The 17178-nt window shown below is 57.9% G+C and carries 17 protein-coding genes; 12 read left to right on the top strand and 5 right to left on the bottom strand.

Annotation, left to right across the window (positions count from 1 at the left end; genetic code table 11):
• Positions 1-133: 133 nt before the first annotated feature.
• Positions 134-334 (top strand): hypothetical protein, encoded by a 201-nt coding sequence (locus tag ACO05M_RS07280; protein WP_421869551.1) that lies wholly within the window; start codon positions 134-136, stop codon positions 332-334.
• Between the two features lie 179 nt (positions 335-513).
• Here ACO05M_RS07280 and ACO05M_RS07275 read toward each other — a convergent pair whose 3' ends face one another.
• Complete coding sequence (locus tag ACO05M_RS07275) at positions 514-1896, bottom strand: DEAD/DEAH box helicase (protein WP_421869548.1); 1383 nt, start codon at positions 1894-1896, stop codon at positions 514-516.
• Positions 1897-2009: 113 nt separating this feature from the next.
• Between ACO05M_RS07275 and ACO05M_RS07270 the strand changes: the two genes are divergently transcribed.
• The 3 genes from ACO05M_RS07270 (at position 2010) to ACO05M_RS07260 (ending at position 5106) form a co-directional block, all read left to right on the top strand.
• Positions 2010-2459, top strand: coding sequence for a YaiI/YqxD family protein (locus tag ACO05M_RS07270; RefSeq protein WP_421869545.1), 450 nt, complete (start codon positions 2010-2012; stop codon positions 2457-2459).
• A gap of 253 nt (positions 2460-2712) precedes the next feature.
• Positions 2713-3648 (top strand): sensor domain-containing diguanylate cyclase, encoded by a 936-nt coding sequence (locus tag ACO05M_RS07265; RefSeq protein WP_421869542.1) that lies wholly within the window; start codon positions 2713-2715, stop codon positions 3646-3648.
• 84 nt (positions 3649-3732) lie between these two features.
• Positions 3733-5106 carry an L-serine ammonia-lyase gene (locus tag ACO05M_RS07260; protein ID WP_421869540.1) on the top strand — a complete coding sequence of 458 codons (1374 nt, stop codon included), beginning with the start codon at positions 3733-3735 and terminating at the stop codon, positions 5104-5106.
• Positions 5107-5143: 37 nt separating this feature from the next.
• Here the strand turns inward: ACO05M_RS07260 and ACO05M_RS07255 are convergent, their stop codons facing one another.
• A complete protein-coding gene (locus ACO05M_RS07255; protein ID WP_421869537.1) occupies positions 5144-6145 on the bottom strand; it encodes a hypothetical protein in 1002 nt (333 codons plus the stop codon).
• 228 nt (positions 6146-6373) lie between these two features.
• Here ACO05M_RS07255 and ACO05M_RS07250 point away from each other — a divergent pair, with 228 nt between their 5' ends.
• Both ACO05M_RS07250 and ACO05M_RS07245 read left to right on the top strand, forming a co-directional pair.
• A complete protein-coding gene (locus ACO05M_RS07250) occupies positions 6374-7138 on the top strand; it encodes a sulfite exporter TauE/SafE family protein (protein ID WP_421869534.1) in 765 nt (254 codons plus the stop codon).
• Between the two features lie 93 nt (positions 7139-7231).
• Positions 7232-7714, top strand: a complete 483-nt coding sequence (locus ACO05M_RS07245; RefSeq protein ID WP_421869530.1) for an LEA type 2 family protein — start codon at positions 7232-7234, stop codon at positions 7712-7714.
• Between the two features lie 75 nt (positions 7715-7789).
• On the opposite strand, the gene ACO05M_RS07240 is transcribed toward ACO05M_RS07245, so the two are convergent.
• Positions 7790-9088: an NCS2 family permease gene (locus ACO05M_RS07240; RefSeq protein WP_421869527.1), complete on the bottom strand. Its 1299-nt coding sequence runs from the start codon at positions 9086-9088 to the stop codon at positions 7790-7792.
• Between the two features lie 239 nt (positions 9089-9327).
• Between ACO05M_RS07240 and ACO05M_RS07235 the strand changes: the two genes are divergently transcribed.
• The 6 genes from ACO05M_RS07235 (at position 9328) to ACO05M_RS07210 (ending at position 14488) form a co-directional block, all read left to right on the top strand.
• A complete protein-coding gene (locus ACO05M_RS07235) occupies positions 9328-9891 on the top strand; it encodes a phosphoribosyltransferase (RefSeq protein ID WP_421869525.1) in 564 nt (187 codons plus the stop codon).
• Between the two features lie 199 nt (positions 9892-10090).
• A complete protein-coding gene (locus ACO05M_RS07230; protein ID WP_421869522.1) occupies positions 10091-11029 on the top strand; it encodes a GAF domain-containing protein in 939 nt (312 codons plus the stop codon).
• A 110-nt stretch (positions 11030-11139) separates the two neighbouring features.
• The gene (locus ACO05M_RS07225) at positions 11140-11511 is read left to right on the top strand and encodes a group I truncated hemoglobin (protein WP_421869519.1); all 372 of its coding nucleotides are present in this window, start codon (positions 11140-11142) and stop codon (positions 11509-11511) included.
• Between the two features lie 234 nt (positions 11512-11745).
• Positions 11746-12189 (top strand): Hsp20 family protein, encoded by a 444-nt coding sequence (locus ACO05M_RS07220; protein ID WP_421869516.1) that lies wholly within the window; start codon positions 11746-11748, stop codon positions 12187-12189.
• 98 nt (positions 12190-12287) lie between these two features.
• Positions 12288-12998, top strand: a complete 711-nt coding sequence (locus tag ACO05M_RS07215) for a sulfite exporter TauE/SafE family protein (RefSeq protein WP_421869513.1) — start codon at positions 12288-12290, stop codon at positions 12996-12998.
• 110 nt (positions 12999-13108) lie between these two features.
• Positions 13109-14488, top strand: coding sequence for a Do family serine endopeptidase (locus ACO05M_RS07210; RefSeq protein ID WP_421869510.1), 1380 nt, complete (start codon positions 13109-13111; stop codon positions 14486-14488).
• A gap of 63 nt (positions 14489-14551) precedes the next feature.
• On the opposite strand, the gene ACO05M_RS07205 is transcribed toward ACO05M_RS07210, so the two are convergent.
• Positions 14552-15343 carry an enoyl-CoA hydratase gene (locus ACO05M_RS07205; protein WP_421869507.1) on the bottom strand — a complete coding sequence of 264 codons (792 nt, stop codon included), beginning with the start codon at positions 15341-15343 and terminating at the stop codon, positions 14552-14554.
• 131 nt (positions 15344-15474) lie between these two features.
• Positions 15475-17157 carry an AMP-binding protein gene (locus ACO05M_RS07200; RefSeq protein ID WP_421869504.1) on the bottom strand — a complete coding sequence of 561 codons (1683 nt, stop codon included), beginning with the start codon at positions 17155-17157 and terminating at the stop codon, positions 15475-15477.
• Positions 17158-17178: the final 21 nt, after the last annotated feature.

The following is a 17178-nucleotide window of genomic DNA, read 5'->3' as shown; positions in this document are numbered from 1 at the left end:
AAAACAGGGGTGTCATTGCGACACCCCTGTTTCATTTCGGCCCCAGTTCAGGCCTATAAGGTCACCTCTAGTGACCGGCACCACATGGATGGTGCTTCGTGAAACGGGTTAGGACCCGTCTTAGATCGCGTGCATGCTGCAGCTTCCCGGCGCGCTGCGCATGCTGGATATCATCCACAATCATGTGCTGAATCCGTCGAACACCCTGGTCGGTGTGGAGCATGTGTTCACATTCTGCCAACGCCGGCAGACCTTGCAGATGTTCATGCTCGCCCACTGCATCGACTTCGCTCTGATGGAGATCGCTGACTTCCAGGCAATCCTTGTAAGTTAACATGGTCACCACCCCCTCAGGCTTATTTGCTTACCCCTCGATGGCTGTACTCTTTGCCCAGTTACAGAATAGGACGAAGCCGGATTCAAATCAGCTGAACATTTTTCAGCCAATCCAAACCCGGCGAGACTCTGTTTCAATTGCTAACAGACCGGCTATGAACTACCCGGGTACAACCGCTAACGACGTTTGGTAAAGGGAGCCAAGCCATCCCCCAGCGCTCCGGAACCGGGCTGTTCGTTGCGCTCGGCAGCCGGTTTGTTTGCACTGGGCTTACGACGCTTGCCGATCGATTTCTGATCCCGCAGTCGCTGTTTCGGTTTCTTGCTTCCCGCTTCCGAATCGCCGCGACGCTTGTCGGCACGCCCTTTGTTGCGCTTGCCGACACCGGCGGCTTTGCCGGAAGACTTGAGTTTAGCCGGCCCTTTGTACTTACCTTCCAGGCCGGGCACCAACCGACGCTCGAACTGCAGCCGCAGGTAGCGCTCGATACTGGCCATCAGGTTCCACTCCGATGCACTGATCAGGCTGATCGCCAAGCCGCTCTCTCCGGCACGACCGGTACGACCGACCCGATGCACATGCTCGTCACCGCTACGGGCCATATCAAAGTTGATCACCAGATCGACTCCGCTGATATCCAACCCACGGGCGGCCACATCGGTGGCCACCAGGATGTTGATGCTACCGCGCCGCATCCAGTCCATCACCTTGTTGCGGTCGTCCTGGGTCATGTCCCCCTGCAGCACCCCGGTACGGTGACCCCGGTAACGGATGGCACCACCAAGTCGTTCGGCCTGAGCTTTGGTATTGGTGAACACGATCACCTTGGCGTACGACTCTTTCTCCAGCAGCCGATGCAGCAACCGCTCCTTGTGGGTCCGATCGTCGGCCAGGACGATCTGCTGGCGGATATTGCCATGCAGGTCACGGGCACCGCTGAGGATCAGCTCCTCCGGATCCCGCAGAACCCGATCGATCACTTGCATCAAGCCCTTGGTTTTCAAGGTGGCCGACAGCAGCAGGGTCTGGCGCTCGGGCCGACAGCTATCGGCGATCGCCAATACGTCTTCGGCAAAGCCCAGATCCAGCATCCGATCGGCCTCATCGAGCACCAGTACTTCCAGATCACTGAGATCGCAGGAGTTGCGCTTGATATGCTCCAGCATCCGCCCCGGCGTGGCGATGATCAGCTCCGGGTTCTTGCGGAAGATCGAACGCTGGTATTTGAAGTCGTCACCGCCGGTGATCAGACCGGCCTGCAGATGCGAGAAAGCGGACAACTGCTTGAACTGCTTAAACACCTGCCGCGCCAATTCACGGGTGGGCAACAACACCAAGCCCCGGGTGCCGCTTCTCGGCGCATCAGATTCCAGAAAACGATGCAGGCTCGGCAACAGGTATGCAGCGGTTTTGCCACTGCCGGTTTCGGCGCTGATCAACAGATCTTTGCCGTCCAGCGCCTTGGGTAGGGCTTGTTGCTGCACCTCGGTAGGCTGTTGCAGATTCAGCTCGGCCAGCGCTTTTTGCAGGCGCTCATGCAGCGGTAGGTCAGAAAACACGTATATTCCTCGGATAAAACTCGAATAGGCCGGGGGGCGGCGCTAAGATAGCGGCCATTCTACACCACAGTCTGGCACAGCAGCGATTGAGCGGTGCAATAAACGAGGTTTTTATGCAGATCTGGGTCGATGCCGACGCCTGCCCCAAGGTTATTCGCGATATCCTGTTTCGAGCCGCGCAGCGGGTGGAGGTCAAATTGACGCTGGTGGCCAACCAGTTAATCGCCACCCCGCCCTCACCCTGGATCAGCGCCGTTCGGGTGGAATCGGGGTTCGATATCGCCGATAACTATATCGTGCAACAGACCCACCCCGGTGATCTGGTGATCACCGCTGACATCCCGCTGGCAGCCGAAGTGATTGAGAAGCAGGCGCTGGCGCTGAATCCACGCGGTGAACTCTACACCACCGAGAGTATCCGCCAACGTCTCAATATGCGCGACTTTATGGAAACGCTACGCGCCAGCGGCGTTCAGACCGGCGGCCCGGCAGCGCTTTCCCAGGCCGACCGGCAGGCGTTTGCCAACCAACTGGACCGGCTGCTGGCACAGCGGAGCAAATGATCCCACCGCGTTCCGCCAACGCCTATAATTAGGTTCGACGAAACGAACTGACAGCATGCGGGTCTACCTTACCAGAGGTGCTCAATCCCGGTGAGGCAGAAGCGCCCGCTACGCGATCCTGTGTTGCCGACTTATCATACAAACGATAGGGTTACTTGATAAGCGCTACACAGACTCCAGCTAAACGGCATGAGTCGCCGCACCGCTCCAGAGAGCTGTCAGTTACGCAGTCTGCCGCAGGCGAGGTAAGACCATGATTAGCCCCGATCACTGGGTATTGGAAGAGAAAGAGCTGCTGGTGCCGCTCGACAAGTGGCAAAAAACCGTCGACGTCATGGCCCGAGTCTTCAAGGCTCCTGCCGGCTTTATCGTTCAGCGTGGTCCCGGCGGTTATCAGGTGGTTATTTCCAGCGACCAGGAGAGCAATCCCTACGGCCCGGGCGGCCTGATCCCGGAAGAGACCAATATCTTCTGCCGCAAGGTGGTCGAAGAGCGTCATCGACTCTATGTCAAAGACGCGCCCGAAGACCCCTTTTGGGATACCAACCCCGAAGTTACCGACGATGGCTTCCGCTCCTACCTGGGCTTTCCGCTGTTCTGGCCCGACGGCAAGCCTTTCGGCACCATCTGCGTGATGGACTTCGACAGCACCGATTACGGTGACAGCTACGTCGATCTGCTGGGCGAGTTGCGTGACCTGATCGAGGCCGATCTGGCGATCCTGCACCAATATCAACTGATCTCCGACCTGGCCATGAGCGATGAACTGACCGGGCTCTACAACCGCCGCGGTTTCTACTCGGTCGCAAGCCAGTATCTGGCACTGGCGAAACGCTCACGGCTGAGTCTGGGGCTGCTCTATCTCGACATGGATGGCCTCAAACAGATCAACGATAATCAGGGCCACTCCGCCGGCGACGCGGCGTTGCAGCAACTGGCGGCCTCAATCCGTCAGGTGGTACGGGAAAACGATGTTCCGGCACGCTTATCCGGCGATGAATTCGTGATGCTGGTGGCCGCCAAGGATCAACAGCAGCTCGATACCATTGCCGAACGGATCTCGGAGTTACTGGGCCGGCAGCAGCTGCGCGCCAGCATCGGTAGCGTGTTGCTGGATAATCCGCTCAAGCCGCTGGAGTTCTGGTTGGAAAAAGCCGACCGCCGAATGTATCGGCAAAAACAGCGCTAGCGGCCCCCCGCTTTTCAGCCGCCGTCAAAGCCCCCGGCAAACCGATCTACACTGTAAACAGACTGTAGACGGGAGGGCTTAACCATGCCGGTCAGTGTATTCGATCTATTCAAAGTCGGGGTCGGTCCCTCCAGCTCTCACACCGTTGGCCCGATGCTGGCGGCCCACCGTTTTGCCACCGAACTGGATCACAACGGCCTGTTGGCCCGAACAACCAGGGTTCAGATTCACCTGTTCGGCTCCCTCAGCGCCACTGGGGTCGGCCACGCCACCGACCGTGCCTGCCTGATGGGCTTGCTGGGCGAACTACCCGATCAGATCGATCCGGACCGGATTGAACCCTGGTTCCATCAGATCGTCTCCGAACAACGCCTTAGACTACTGCAACGCCATCCGATCGATTTCAGCTATGACGACGACCTGGAGTTCGATTCGGTCCCCCTGCCCGAACACCCCAACGCGCTGCGCCTAACCGCCTTCAATGACGCTGGCGACAAGCTGCTCAGTCAGACCTATTTCTCCATCGGTGGCGGCTTTGTTCATCAGCAGGGGCAGGAAGAAACCGTTGAGCAGGCCCCGCTGGATCTGCCCTATCCGTTCCGGTCCGCAGCAGAGCTGTTGGCGCTCTGTCAGCAACATAAAATCTCCATCAGCGAACTGGTGCTGCGTAATGAAGCCAGCCTGATACCCCGCCCACAGGTTATCGAGCGCCTGGTTGCCATCTGGAAGGTTATGGATGCGGTGATCGACCGGGGCCTTCACAGTCGCGGCATTCTGCCGGGAGGTCTGGCGGTCAAACGACGCGCTCCCGAGCTGTATCAGGCGCTGCGGTTGAAGCAACCGGCCAACCTGATCGCCGCCAGTCTGGAGGGCATGGACTGGGTCAATCTCTATGCTTTGGCGACCAACGAGGAGAACGCCGCCGGCGGCCGGATCGTCACCGCACCCACCAACGGCGCGGCCGGAGTCATGCCGGCGGTGCTGAAGTACCTGATCCGCTATAATCAGGGTCTGGACGATGAGCAGATCGCTCGGTTCTTCCTCGGGGCCGCCGCGGTCGGTGCCCTGTGCAAAACCAACGCCTCGATCTCCGGTGCCGACGTCGGCTGCCAGGGTGAGGTCGGATCCGCCTGTGCGATGGCGGCAGCCGGTTTGACCGAGGTGCTCGGCGGCAGCCCGCTGCAGGTGGAGAATGCCGCCGAAATCGGCCTGGAACATAACCTGGGATTGACCTGCGATCCGGTCGGCGGCTTGGTTCAGGTCCCCTGTATCGAGCGCAACGCCATCGCCGCGATGAAGGCGATCAATGCGGCTCAGATCGCGCTACGGGGTGACGGCGATCATTTCGTGTCGCTGGATAAAGTGATCAAGACCATGAAAGACACCGGGCACGATATGCAGGCCAAATACAAAGAGACCTCCGAAGGCGGACTGGCGGTCAATGTGATCGACTGTTGAGTTGAGAAGTCCCGCCTCTCAACAGCCGGTTTTACCGTTAACTGACCAGGGCTCGCAACCAGCCCAGCAAGCTGTCAGAGTAAGCCAGCCCCGCGGCAGCCACAACTATCCCCAGCAAGGCGCCGAGCAGCAACTTGTTGCTACCCCCACGCTGAGGTTGATCGCCGTTACCATTTTGCAGTCCCGGTGACGGGCGCGACTCCGCCGCGAGTCCCAGTCCCAGGCCACCCTCGATCGATTCCCGGCTACTCTTGAGCTCGCCCAGACGCTGCAGATCCTGCATCTTCTTACGCAGTTGCTGCTCCAACCTCGGCAGATCCAGGGTCTTGACGATCAGCTGGTAGTTTTCGAACTGCTCATGGTGTCTGGCCCGCACCGGATTATCGAACAGATATTGGGCGCAGAATCGCTGCACATCCAGTTGGGTGCGATTCAATTGATCCCCGCCCAGAGTCGTCATCTGTGACAGCCGGTTGATCATGGCGCTGAGTTGAAAGTGGTAGGCCAGCCCCAGACCGTAAAGCACCAGCGAGCGCGCAAAGCTGGCCTCCTGCTTGCCGCCGAAGATAAAGCCACGATGATAGTTCATCGACCAGTTGCTACCCATGTACTTGCGGGTAACACCGTCCAGATTCGGCTCCGGATCGCCGCTAGCATGGTTCAGCTTGTTCAAAAACTCCTGCTTCTGCAGCCCCCGTGGCAGCCAGATCGCCTGGTGCAGATACTCGCCGTAATGAGCCGGCTCATTCAGGCTGAGCATCTCGGCTATCTGGAATGCACACTGGGTTTCGAGGTGCTTGCGCCCGATACTGTCCATGTCCCTGACCACGACCAGCATGTCGGTCTGATAGGGTTTACTGAAGTAACTGAGGCCGTATACGGTGCAGTCGGAATAACTGACCTTGGTAAAGCGGCAGTTTTCCTCCAGCGACTCGTATAAAGGTGCAATCGATGAGACCGGCATATTCATGCCGAAGTCAGACGGTGCCTTGGCTTTATCCGTGTTGAGTAGAAAAAAGAGTCCGACCTTTGTATCCATATAAGTTATCCATCGGCTGAGCGCACAAGACCCGGAATTTAAACGAGTGTTTAAAAGATTACCCCAGCTGAAATCAGGGACAAGCCTGATCGTTAATATGGCAGACTTTTTACGCCCGTGGTTGATCCTGGGCAAAAAATCACCCCAGTCGAGGCCGCTCAACCCCGTTGGCCCTGAGCGAAACACTCCGTTATGCTGAGCGATCGATAGCCTCACCGAGAGCCGACTTTGATCACCGATCCGCTTTTCTACCTGTGCGCTATCCCGGCCGTACTGATTGTCGGCATCTCCAAGGGTGGTCTTGGGGGAGGACTGGGATTGATCGCCGTGCCGCTGATGTCGATGGCGGTCTCCCCCTTCCAGGCCGCCGCGATTATGCTGCCGATACTCTGTGTGATGGATCTGGTCAGTATGTGGGGGTTCCGCGGTAACTACGACCGACGAAATCTGCAGATACTGCTGCCCTCCGCCGTTTTGGGTATCGGCATCGCAGCCCTAAGCTTCCAGTACCTTTCCGAATCCCATATCAAACTGATGATCGGGATCATTGCGCTGCTGTTTACCGCCAACTTCTGGCTCAACAAGCTGCGCCGTCGTCAACCGGCCAAAACCGAAGCCGATCCGGTGAAGGGCAGCCTGTGGGGGACCCTGGCAGGTTTTACCAGTTTCAGCGTTCACGCCGGCGGTCCGCCGATGAACATCTACCTGTTACCTCAGAAGCTGGACAAGACCCTGTTTGCCGGCACCACGGTGATCTTCTTCGCGGTGGTGAATTACGTCAAACTGGTGCCCTATACCCTGATGGGGATGCTGGAGAGCGGCAATCTGACGACCTCGCTGGCCCTGGTGATCTTCGCCCCTATCGGGGTCTACACCGGCATCTGGATGCACAAACGGATCAATGAGAACCTGTTCTATCTGCTGTGTTATGGTTTGCTGTTCCTGACCAGCCTGAAAATTCTGGCCGAAGGATTCTCAGAGCTGCTGCTTTAATCCTCCATTCAGGCGCTTCGGCTACGATTAGGTCGTGATTCTCAAACTCCGGCATTTGCCAACCATTTCTGTCTATCTGTATAGGAGAGCGGGATGCTCAATCGATTCAAAGCACTTCAGCGTTTCTGGCTTGTTGTCCTGCTCGGACTGGGATTAAGCGGTTGTGCCACCCTGCAACCCGGATTTGAGAAGCCGGTGGTCAACCTCACCTCGTTCGAGCTGCTGCCCTCCAACGGGGTCGCCCCCAAGTTCGGCATCGGCCTGCACGTAATCAACCCGAACCGCACCCCGCTATCGCTCAAGGGGCTGGTCTATAACGTCGAGATCGAGGGACACAAGATTCTGACCGGGGTGGCCAACGACCTACCGGTCATCGCCGCCTACGGGGAAGGCGATATCCAACTGCAGGCCAGCGCCAATCTGTTCAATACTCTGCGAATGCTCAGTTCGCTGGTGAACCGCCCCAGCAACAGCCTGACCTATGACCTCAATGCCAAGCTCGATGTCGGCAGCCTGCTACCCCGGGTTGAAGTCAACGAGAGCGGTAAGATCGACCTGTCGAGATTGAATAAATAACCCCTGGGATCAGATAACAGCAAAGACAAACAAAAACGGCGCCCGGAGGCGCCGTTTTCAGATCCCTTCGCCGACTTACAGGAAGGCGTGGAAAGCCACCAGAGCGACAGCCAGGATCCACATCAGCGGATGAATGTCGCGGGCCTTACCGGTGATCAGGTGAATCGCCACCCAGGAGATCACACCCAGAGTAATACCGTGGGCGATCGAGTAGGTGAACGGCATCGCGATCACGGTCAGGAAGGCCGGTACCGCATCTTCCATCTGCGACCAGTCCAGCTCCTTAGCCGCTCCCATCATCATCGCACCGACGACAATCAGTGCCGGTGCGGTAGCCAGCGCCGGTACCGCAGTGAACAGCGGGGTGAAGAACATCGCCAGCAGGAACATGATCGCTACGACCACGGCGGTCAGACCGGTACGACCGCCCTCTTCGATACCGGTAGCCGATTCGATGTAGGTGGTGACGGTACTGGTACCCAGCAGGGAACCGGCGGTGGTACCGGTAGCATCCGCCATAAAGGCGCGATCAGAACCCGGCAGCTCACCCTTGTCGTTGAGGAAGCCGCCCAGACGGCCAACCCCCAGCAGGGTGCCGGCGGTATCGAAGATATCAACAAACAGGAAGGCGATAACCACAGTCACCAGCGCGCCGGTGAAGATCTGAGAGAAATCCAATGCCGCCAGTGTCTCGGTGGGCAGGCTCGGCCAGGCCATAAACTGCTCAGGCGCCGGTGCCAGACCAAAGCCCCAGGCGATCGCGGTCAGTACCACGATGCCGATCAGAATCGCACCTTTGACCTGACGTACGATCAGCGCACTGGTCAGAATGATACCCAGCAGCGACAGCAGCACCGCCGGATCGTGCAGATCACCCAGGGTTACCAGGGTGGCCGGGTGGTCAACGGTCAGCTTGGCATTCTGGAAACCGATGATGGCCAGAAACAGGCCGATACCGGTCATGGTCGCAATCTTAATGGCTTTCGGTATCGCATTGATCAGCTTGGTACGGAAGCCGGTCATCGCCAGCGCCATAAAGATCAGGCCTTCGATAAATACCGCCGTCAGCGCGACCGACCAGTGCACCCCCATGCCCTGGACGACGCCGAATGTGAAGTAGGCGTTCAGACCCATACCCGGCGCCAGTGCGAACGGGAAATTAGCGTACAGACCCATGATCAGCGTTGCGATAGCCGCTGCCAGCGCGGTGGCGATGGCGACATCGTTTGCCGGCATACCGGAGATGCTCAGCAACTGCGGGTTAACGAACAGAATGTACGAGATGGTCAGAAAGGTGGTGAGGCCGGCCCGGATTTCGGTACCGATATCACTGCCCCGCTCGGAAATTTTGAAATAACGCACTAACGCGTCCATACAGCACTCCCCTTACTGCATTGGTTTAGTGGGCTCAGACGCTGTTTTGGTGGTGCCGGGTTCAACAGGTTGATGAAAGCCATCCGGCTGGTCAGAATCTGAGCGGCATATTCTAGTCGACTAAAGTCCATATGCCGACCGTTTTTATTGACATTCGGGGAAAATATTAAACATCGATATTGTCATTCGCGGACTAAAGTCTTAGTGTTCGCGGTTTACTTGCTGTTGGGGAGCTTCTCATGATCGAAAAAGTCTATCTGTCAGCCCAGGATCTGCTCGAAGATTCGTTCCGTCTGGGGCTGGAGATCTACAAAAGCGGCTTCCGTCCGGACTTCATCGTCGGTGTCTGGCGTGGGGGCACCCCGGTCGGCATCGCGGTTCAAGAGATCCTCGATAACCTGGGCGTTAAGACCGATCACATTTCGATCCGTACCTCCTCCTACGTCGGTATCGGCGAGCGCGGCAAAGAGGTGCGCGTACACGGTCTGGATTACATCATCCGTAACGTCAATGCGCCCGATTCGCTGCTGATCGTCGACGACGTGTTCGACTCCGGCCTGAGCGTTAAAGCAGTTATCGATACCCTGAAGGAAAAAGCGCGTCTGAACACCCCCGGCGATATCCGTATCGCTACCCCCTGGTTCAAGCCGGCCAATAACCAGACCGATCTGGAGCCGGACTATTACCTGCACAAGTCAGACGACTGGCTGGTCTTCCCCCACGAGCTCAACGGCCTGGATCGCGAAGAGATGCTGGAAAACAAACCGGGCTTGCGGGAAATCTTTAAAGAGTACGACCTCTAAACGACTCTGAAACCCGTCTCTGATATAAAGCCGCTGAACTCAGCGGCTTTTATTATTCTGCTACCCGATTGATTGCCGCCCGCTAAAGAACCCTGTGGTCTTGAACATTTTCCGTTGGCCGGATGCAATCCAGATCAATTGAGAAATCGCAGGTTGGGGGTAAACTGGCCCGATTCGTCATCTCTACCGCCGTTTTATCATGCCCATCGACAACCAAGATCACGTTCAATTGCTGGAAACCATCAGCTCAACGTTATCCCGCTATATCAATGAGTCCAACCCCTACCGGCTGTTCAACGGGCTGCTGGAAGACCTGCTGCGTTTAACCAACAGCGAATACGGTTTTATCGGTGAAGTGTTCTACGATCGGCAGCAGTTGCCCTATATCCAAAACTACGCCACCACCAATATCGCCTGGAGCGATGAAACCAAGCAGCTGTATCAGGACACCCTCGAAAAAGGGATGGTATTTAAAAAGCTCAATAGCCTCTATGGAGAAGTCCTCAAGACCGCCCAACCGGTGATCGCCAACAATCCGGCCGATGATCCCCGTGCCGGCGGAATTCCCAAGGGGCACCCGCCGCTGAACAGTTTTCTGGGGCTGCCTTTCTACACCAATGGGCAGCTACAGGGAGTCGTTGGTATCGCCAACCGGGTGAACGGCTACGACCAGCAGCTGGTGGACTTCCTGGCGCCGTTTTTATCGACCTGCAGCAATCTGGTTGAGGCCTATCGCAACAACCTGAAACGGCTTGAGGTCGAAGATGAGTTGCAACGTACCAAGAGCCGATTGCTGCTGTTGATGGCCGATCAGCCCGCTTTTCCGCCGCAGCCACGCCCCCAGACCCAGCCTCTTCCGTCCGGCTATCGCTTCGATCCGCAGAGCCTGACCCTGACCCGCCACCAGCAACCGATCCATCTGACCGTTAAAGAGGCCAAGCTGCTGGCGACCCTGCTCAACAGCGCCGACCAGGTGGTCAGCCATCAACAGCTGGAGCAGCTGATCTGGCCGGATGTAGTGGTCAGCGACAGCTCGCTACGCTCACTGGTGCTCCGACTACGGAAAAAGGTTCCGGAACTGGAGATTCAAGGTCTGGCCGGTCGCGGCTACCGACTCAACACCCGCAACGTTGCCTGAACCCGAAAAATATCACCGTAAAATCACCACTCTGTGACGTCTAGCTGACCCGCTCATCCTCGCTGCCCCTTACCCTTGGGAACATCGAAACCACCACGGAGAACTGTGAGATGAGCGAATCCTCCTTATACCAACGCTTGGGCGGCTACGATGCCATTGCCGCGGTCTGCCACGACCTGTTGCCCCGACTGCAGAACGACCCGCAACTAGGCCGTTTCTGGCAGCATCGAGGCGATGACGGTATCGCACGGGAAAAGCAGTTGCTGATTGACTATCTGTGTTCCGCCGCGGGTGGACCGATGGTTTACACCGGACGCGAGATGAAGCAATCCCATACCGGCATGAAGATCAGTCAAAGCGACTGGGATATCTTCCTGGGCCACCTGAACGGCACCCTGGACAGCTTCGCGGTACCGGCGCCGGAGCGCTCCGATGTGCTGGCCTTTATCGACAGCACCCGCGCGGATATTGTCGAAGCTTAAACAGACCGGCTACAGCCGAGCTATCTCCGCTGTAGCCCCATTTTCCCATCATTGAACAGCCACCCCTCCCGCCCGACTCCCGTCAGCCGCCGGCAACTTTTTCCCTCGACGGCTTGAAAGCCTGAAACTCGACCACATATAGAGATCAACGGTCGCCATTCGGGGCCGTGATTTAACACCGCCCGCTCTGTGTTAGAGGGGCAACCACCATATTGCTCATTTGAGGATGTGATTATGCATATCGACTTTACCCCACTGTACCGTTCCTCCATCGGTTTCGACCGTCTGGCCAACCTGATCGAAAACGCCAATGCCGGCGCCAATCAGGCCGGTTATCCGCCTTACAACATCGAACTGCTGGATGAGAACCAATACCGAATCACCATGGCCGTGGCCGGTTTCGCCGAGTCCGAGCTGGATATCCAGAGCCAGGCCAATACGCTGGTGATCAGTGGCAAGAAAACCGCCCAGGACGATAATCGTCAGTTCCTGTATCAGGGCATCGCCGAGCGCAGCTTCGAGCGCCGTTTCCAACTGGCCGACTATGTCCGCGTTACCGCCGCGTCGATGGAAAACGGCCTGCTCCACGTCGAGCTGGAACGCGAAATCCCCGAGGCGATGAAAGCCCGCAAGATTGAGATCCAAAGCGGCAAGAGTACACTGATCGAAGGCAACTGATCCCGATCACGGGCTTTCCAACCAGATTGGAGAGCCCAACCAGACACGGCAGCGCTCAGGCGCTGCCGTTTTCGTTTTACTATTTCTGAGTTTCCCCGATGCTGTTACTGCTAGCCTGCCTGATCGTCCTTGTTTCCGCGCTGGTGCAAACCACGATCGGATTCGGCTTGGCGCTGATCGCCGTGCCATTGCTGGTGTTGATTGACCCGCAGATGGTACCGGCACCGCTGATCATCGTTTCACTGCTGCAGTTGAGCATCTCGGCCTGGAAGCATCGGGCCGACATCCATTGGAAACCGCTATGGATCGCGCTGGTCACCCGTATCCCCGGTACCGCCCTGGCGGTCTGGCTGATGGGGCGTTACGGCATTGACGGGATCAAGATTGTGATTGCCACCTCGGTACTGTTGGCCGTGGCGATCAGCCTGTTCAAGTTTGAAGCCGAACCCAATCAGCGTAACCATGCCATCGCCGGCTTCTTCTCCGCCCTGAGCGGCACCACCACCGCCATCGGGGGACCACCGATGGCACTGCTGTATCAGAATCAACCGGCAGACTACGTGCGAGCCAACCTGTCGGCCTACTTCACCATCGGCAGCATGATCTCGCTAGCCGGCGTGGCGATGGGCGGTTTTATCACCGCCCAGAGCTGGGTCTATGTGGCCTGGTTTGTTCCGGCGACCCTGCTGGGGACCCTACTCGGCCTGCGCCTGCGCCACCGGGTCGACGCCAAACTGATCCGTCCTGCCATTCTGGTGCTGTGCTCGGCCAGCGCCTTGATCGTTATCGGACAAACCCTGCTTAGCTAGCCGCGACCAACTGCTCCCACCGAACAACAAATCCGCTGATCGGGCTAAACTTTTTTGCTTGATCGCAATCCAATCGGTTCAACAGTCATGAATTAGGAGCTCTACCCGCGATGATGCTGGCCATCCGAACCCTCACGCCCTCCCTGATCCTGAGTGCCGTTATTACCCTGGGGCTACTGAGCCAGCAGGCCGGCGCGGCGCTGCCGACTCAGGATTCCCAGGGCCAACCGCTGCCGACCCTGGCCCCGTTGATGAAGTCGGTTACCCCCGCGGTGGTGAACATCTCCACCTTCACCAATCGCCGGGTCAGCAACCCGCTGTTGCAGGATCCGTTCTTCCGCCGCTTCTTCAGCCTGCCGCAGCAACCCCAGCAGCCGCAGCGTCAGCGCCGTTCTCAAAGCGCCGGTTCCGGGGTCATCATCGATGCCAAGCAGGGACTGGTGGTAACCAACCACCATGTGATCGCCAATTCCGATGAGATTCATATCGCGCTGACCGACGGCCGTAGCCTGCAGGCCATTCTGGTTGGCAGTGATCCCGATGCAGACCTGGCGTTGCTCAAGGTTGAGGCCGACAACCTGACCGAGGTGCCGATGGCCAACTCCGATGCACTGGAAGTGGGTGATTTTGTGGTGGCGATCGGCAATCCGTTCGGGCTTGGCCAGACCGTGACCACCGGCATCGTCAGCGCCCTGGGCCGGACCGGCCTGGGCATCGAAGGCTATGAGAACTTTATTCAAACCGACGCCTCGATCAATCCCGGCAACTCCGGTGGCGCCCTGATCAACCTCCGCGGTGAACTGGTGGGCATCAATACCGCCATCATCGCACCGGGCGGCGGCAACGTCGGTATCGGCTTTGCAATCCCCAGCAACATGACCCGCGCCATCACCCAACAACTGGCAACCCGCGGCGAAGTCCGCCGCGGCAGTCTCGGCGTGGCGCTGCAGGATATCTCCCCGGACCTGGCCGAAGCCTTCGGGATGGCAGCCGATGAAAAGGGCATTCTGATCAGCCAGATCTCCCCCGGCTCGGCTGCTGAAAAAGGCGACCTGCGCTCGGGCGATGTGATTCTGCGGGTCAATGATATCGCGGTCGAAAATACCGCCGAACTGCGCTCCAAGCTTGGCGTCTGGCTGATCGATTCCGAGATTAAGCTGGAGCTGTTGCGCGACGGCAAACGCCTGCAGAAAACCCTGATGCTGGACCAACCCGGCCAGGGCTCAACCGACGGCGGCAGCTACAGCAGCAGCCTGAAAGGCGCGACCCTGGCAGAAAGTGATCAAGGGGTGGTGATCGAAACGATCGAGCGTAACAGCCCGGCAGCATTTACCGGTTTGCGCAGCGGCGACATTATCAGCGCCGTTAATCGACGCCAGGTGAAAAATCTGGATGAATTCGCCAAGGCTGCCAACAACAGCAACCGCAAGCTGCTGCTGTTGATCAACCGCGGCGGTAACGTGCTCTACCTGGCCCTGTCCAACCGCTAGCCGGCTCTCATTAATAACTCCGCCCGCATCTGCATCGGGCGGAGCCGCCTACCCGCTATTCGATTAATCAAGTTTGGAGAAATCTGCCGGTCGCTTTTCAATAAACGCACTCATCGCTTCGGCCGCGGCGGGAGTTTTGAGCTGCCGGCAGATCTGCTCTATCTCCGTGTCGATCACCTGCGATAAAGGTACGTGGGGATTCTGTCGCAGCATCCGCTTTATCATACGCAGCGCCGAAGCGGGTTTTGCCACCAGTTTCCTCGCCGCCAGATCAGCACTCGGTTGCAACGCTTCAGGGTCGCAAACCGACGTGATCAAACCCAGGTCCCGCGCCGTAGCAGCATCAAAAAATTCGCCCAACATCAGCAACTCGGCCGCCTTGGGGTAGCCGACCAACTGCGGCAGGATATGACTGCTGCCCCCCTCGGGCACCAGTCCCAGATCGATAAAGGGTAAGCGAAAGCGGGCATCGCGTGCGGCATAGATCAGATCACAGTGCAGCAACATCGTCGTGCCGATACCCACCGCTACCCCCTGCACCGAGGCAACAATCGGTTTTCCGAACGCGGCCAGAGCCTGCAGGATACTCTGGGCGGCCAGGGACAGGCGGGCCGCCGCCTCGCCAGTCTGGTCGTCTGCGACCTCTGCAAACAGCTCGATCTCGTTGCCGGCACAAAAATGATCTCCCTGAGCTTTTAAACAGAGTACCCGCACCTGCGGATCCTGATCGGCCTGGCGCAGGCTGTCGCCGATCCCGTGATACATCTCCAGGCTCATGGCATTGAGCTTGTCTGGGCGATTGAAGGTCAGGGTTAAAACGCCGTCGTTCAGGTCGGTGCTGATCCAGTCAGTCATGGGTGCCTCTGCAATAGGGATTAAGGATTATCGGAACGGAAAACCGTCGCACAAAAAAACGGCGCGACCCGCCTTATCACGCCAGATCGCACCGCTTAGTTGTCATCGCCAGCAAAGCCGGCAAGCTACTCTCAGGCCGCCGTCGGCGGACTTTTCAACGCCCGACGCAGCACCTTACCCACATTCGTCTTGGGCAGCTCATCGCAGAACTCAACCTGGCGCGGAATCTTGTAGGCGGTCAATCGATCACGGCAGTAGTTAACGATCTGCTCGACCCCGAGGCTGTCGTCATTACGAACCACAAACAGCTTCACCACTTCGCCGCTGCGCTCATCCGGAACACCGATGGCGGCACACTCCAGCACCTCGGGCATGGTACAGACCACGTCTTCGATCTCGTTCGGATAGACGTTAAATCCGGAGACGATGATCATATCCTTCTTGCGATCGACGATACGGGCGAAACCATCTTCGGCCAGAATCGCCATATCACCGGACTGGAACCAACCCTCCGCCGACATCACTTCGCGGGTTTCTTCCGGGCGCTGCCAATAACCGGCCATCACCTGGGGACCACGGATACAGAGTTCGCCCGGCTGTCCGGTCGGTAACTCAACGCCGTCATCATCCACCACTTTCAACTGGGTCATCGGAATCGGTATCCCGATCGACCCCAGTTGAACCTTACCCGGCTGGTTGAAGGTCACCGCCGGTGAGGTTTCGGTCAGGCCATAGCCCTCCAGAATGCCGCAGCCGGTCACCTGCTCCCACTGCTTGGCAGCATCCATGGTCAGAGCCATGCCGCCGGAGGCGGTAAATTTCAGCTGACTGAAGTCCAGCTCGCCGAACGCCTTGTTGTTGGCCAACGCCACAAACAGGGTGTTGAGGCCGGCAAAACCGGTGAACTTCCACTTTTTCAGCTCTTTGACGAAACCGGGAATATCCCGCGGATTGGGAATCAGAACACTCTGGTTGCCGGTGCCCAGCAGCAACATGCAGTGCAACGTAAAGGCATAGATGTGGTACAGCGGCAACGGGCCGATAAAGACCTCTTTCTTGGATCCGATGAAATCGCCGAAGTGGCTGGCCAGCTGCAGGTAGTTGGCGACCAGATTGCCATGGGTCAGCATCGCCCCCTTAGCCACCCCGGTGGTACCACCGGTGTACTGCAGAATTGCCAGGTCATCGGGCCCGGGACTGGCAGGGGAATGATCATAAGAAGCCCCCTGCTTGAGGGCCTGGTTGAGTGAGATGGCGCCCGGTATATCGTATTTAGGCACCATTTTTTTGATGTACTTGACCACCGTATTCAGCAGTATCCGCTTGAATGGGCTGTGCAGATCGGCCACTTCGGTGACGATCACATGCTCGATCGGCGTATCCTTGACCACCTGCTCGGCCCGGTCACCACAACCGGCGAACACCACCAGCGCCTTGGCGCCGGAATCGTTGAACTGATGGCGCATCTCGTTGGCGGTGTAGAGCGGATTGGTATTCACCACCACCAATCCGGCTCGAATGGCGCCGAACACCACCACCGGATATTGAATCAGATTGGGGAGTTGTACCGCGATACGATCACCGGCCTTGAGGCCGAGCACATGCTGGAGAAAAGCGGCAAAGTCTGCCGAAAGACGATCAACCTCGGCGTAAGTCAGTGTATGTCCGAGGCTGGTGTAAGCCGGCAGGTCGGCAAACCGTTGACAGGATAACGCCAGCACCTCGTTGATTGAGTTAACCCCGTCCGGATTGATCTCTGCCAGAAAGGGTTTCTCCGGGGTGACATCTTGGCTGGCTACTTCACTCACGTTCATTATCTGACCTAGTCCTGTTGT

Origin of the sequence: Motiliproteus sp., from assembly GCF_965230735.1 — a bacterium.
Taxonomy (GTDB): Bacteria; Pseudomonadota; Gammaproteobacteria; order Pseudomonadales; family Balneatricaceae; genus Motiliproteus.
This window is presented reverse-complemented; position numbering and strand designations above follow the sequence as displayed.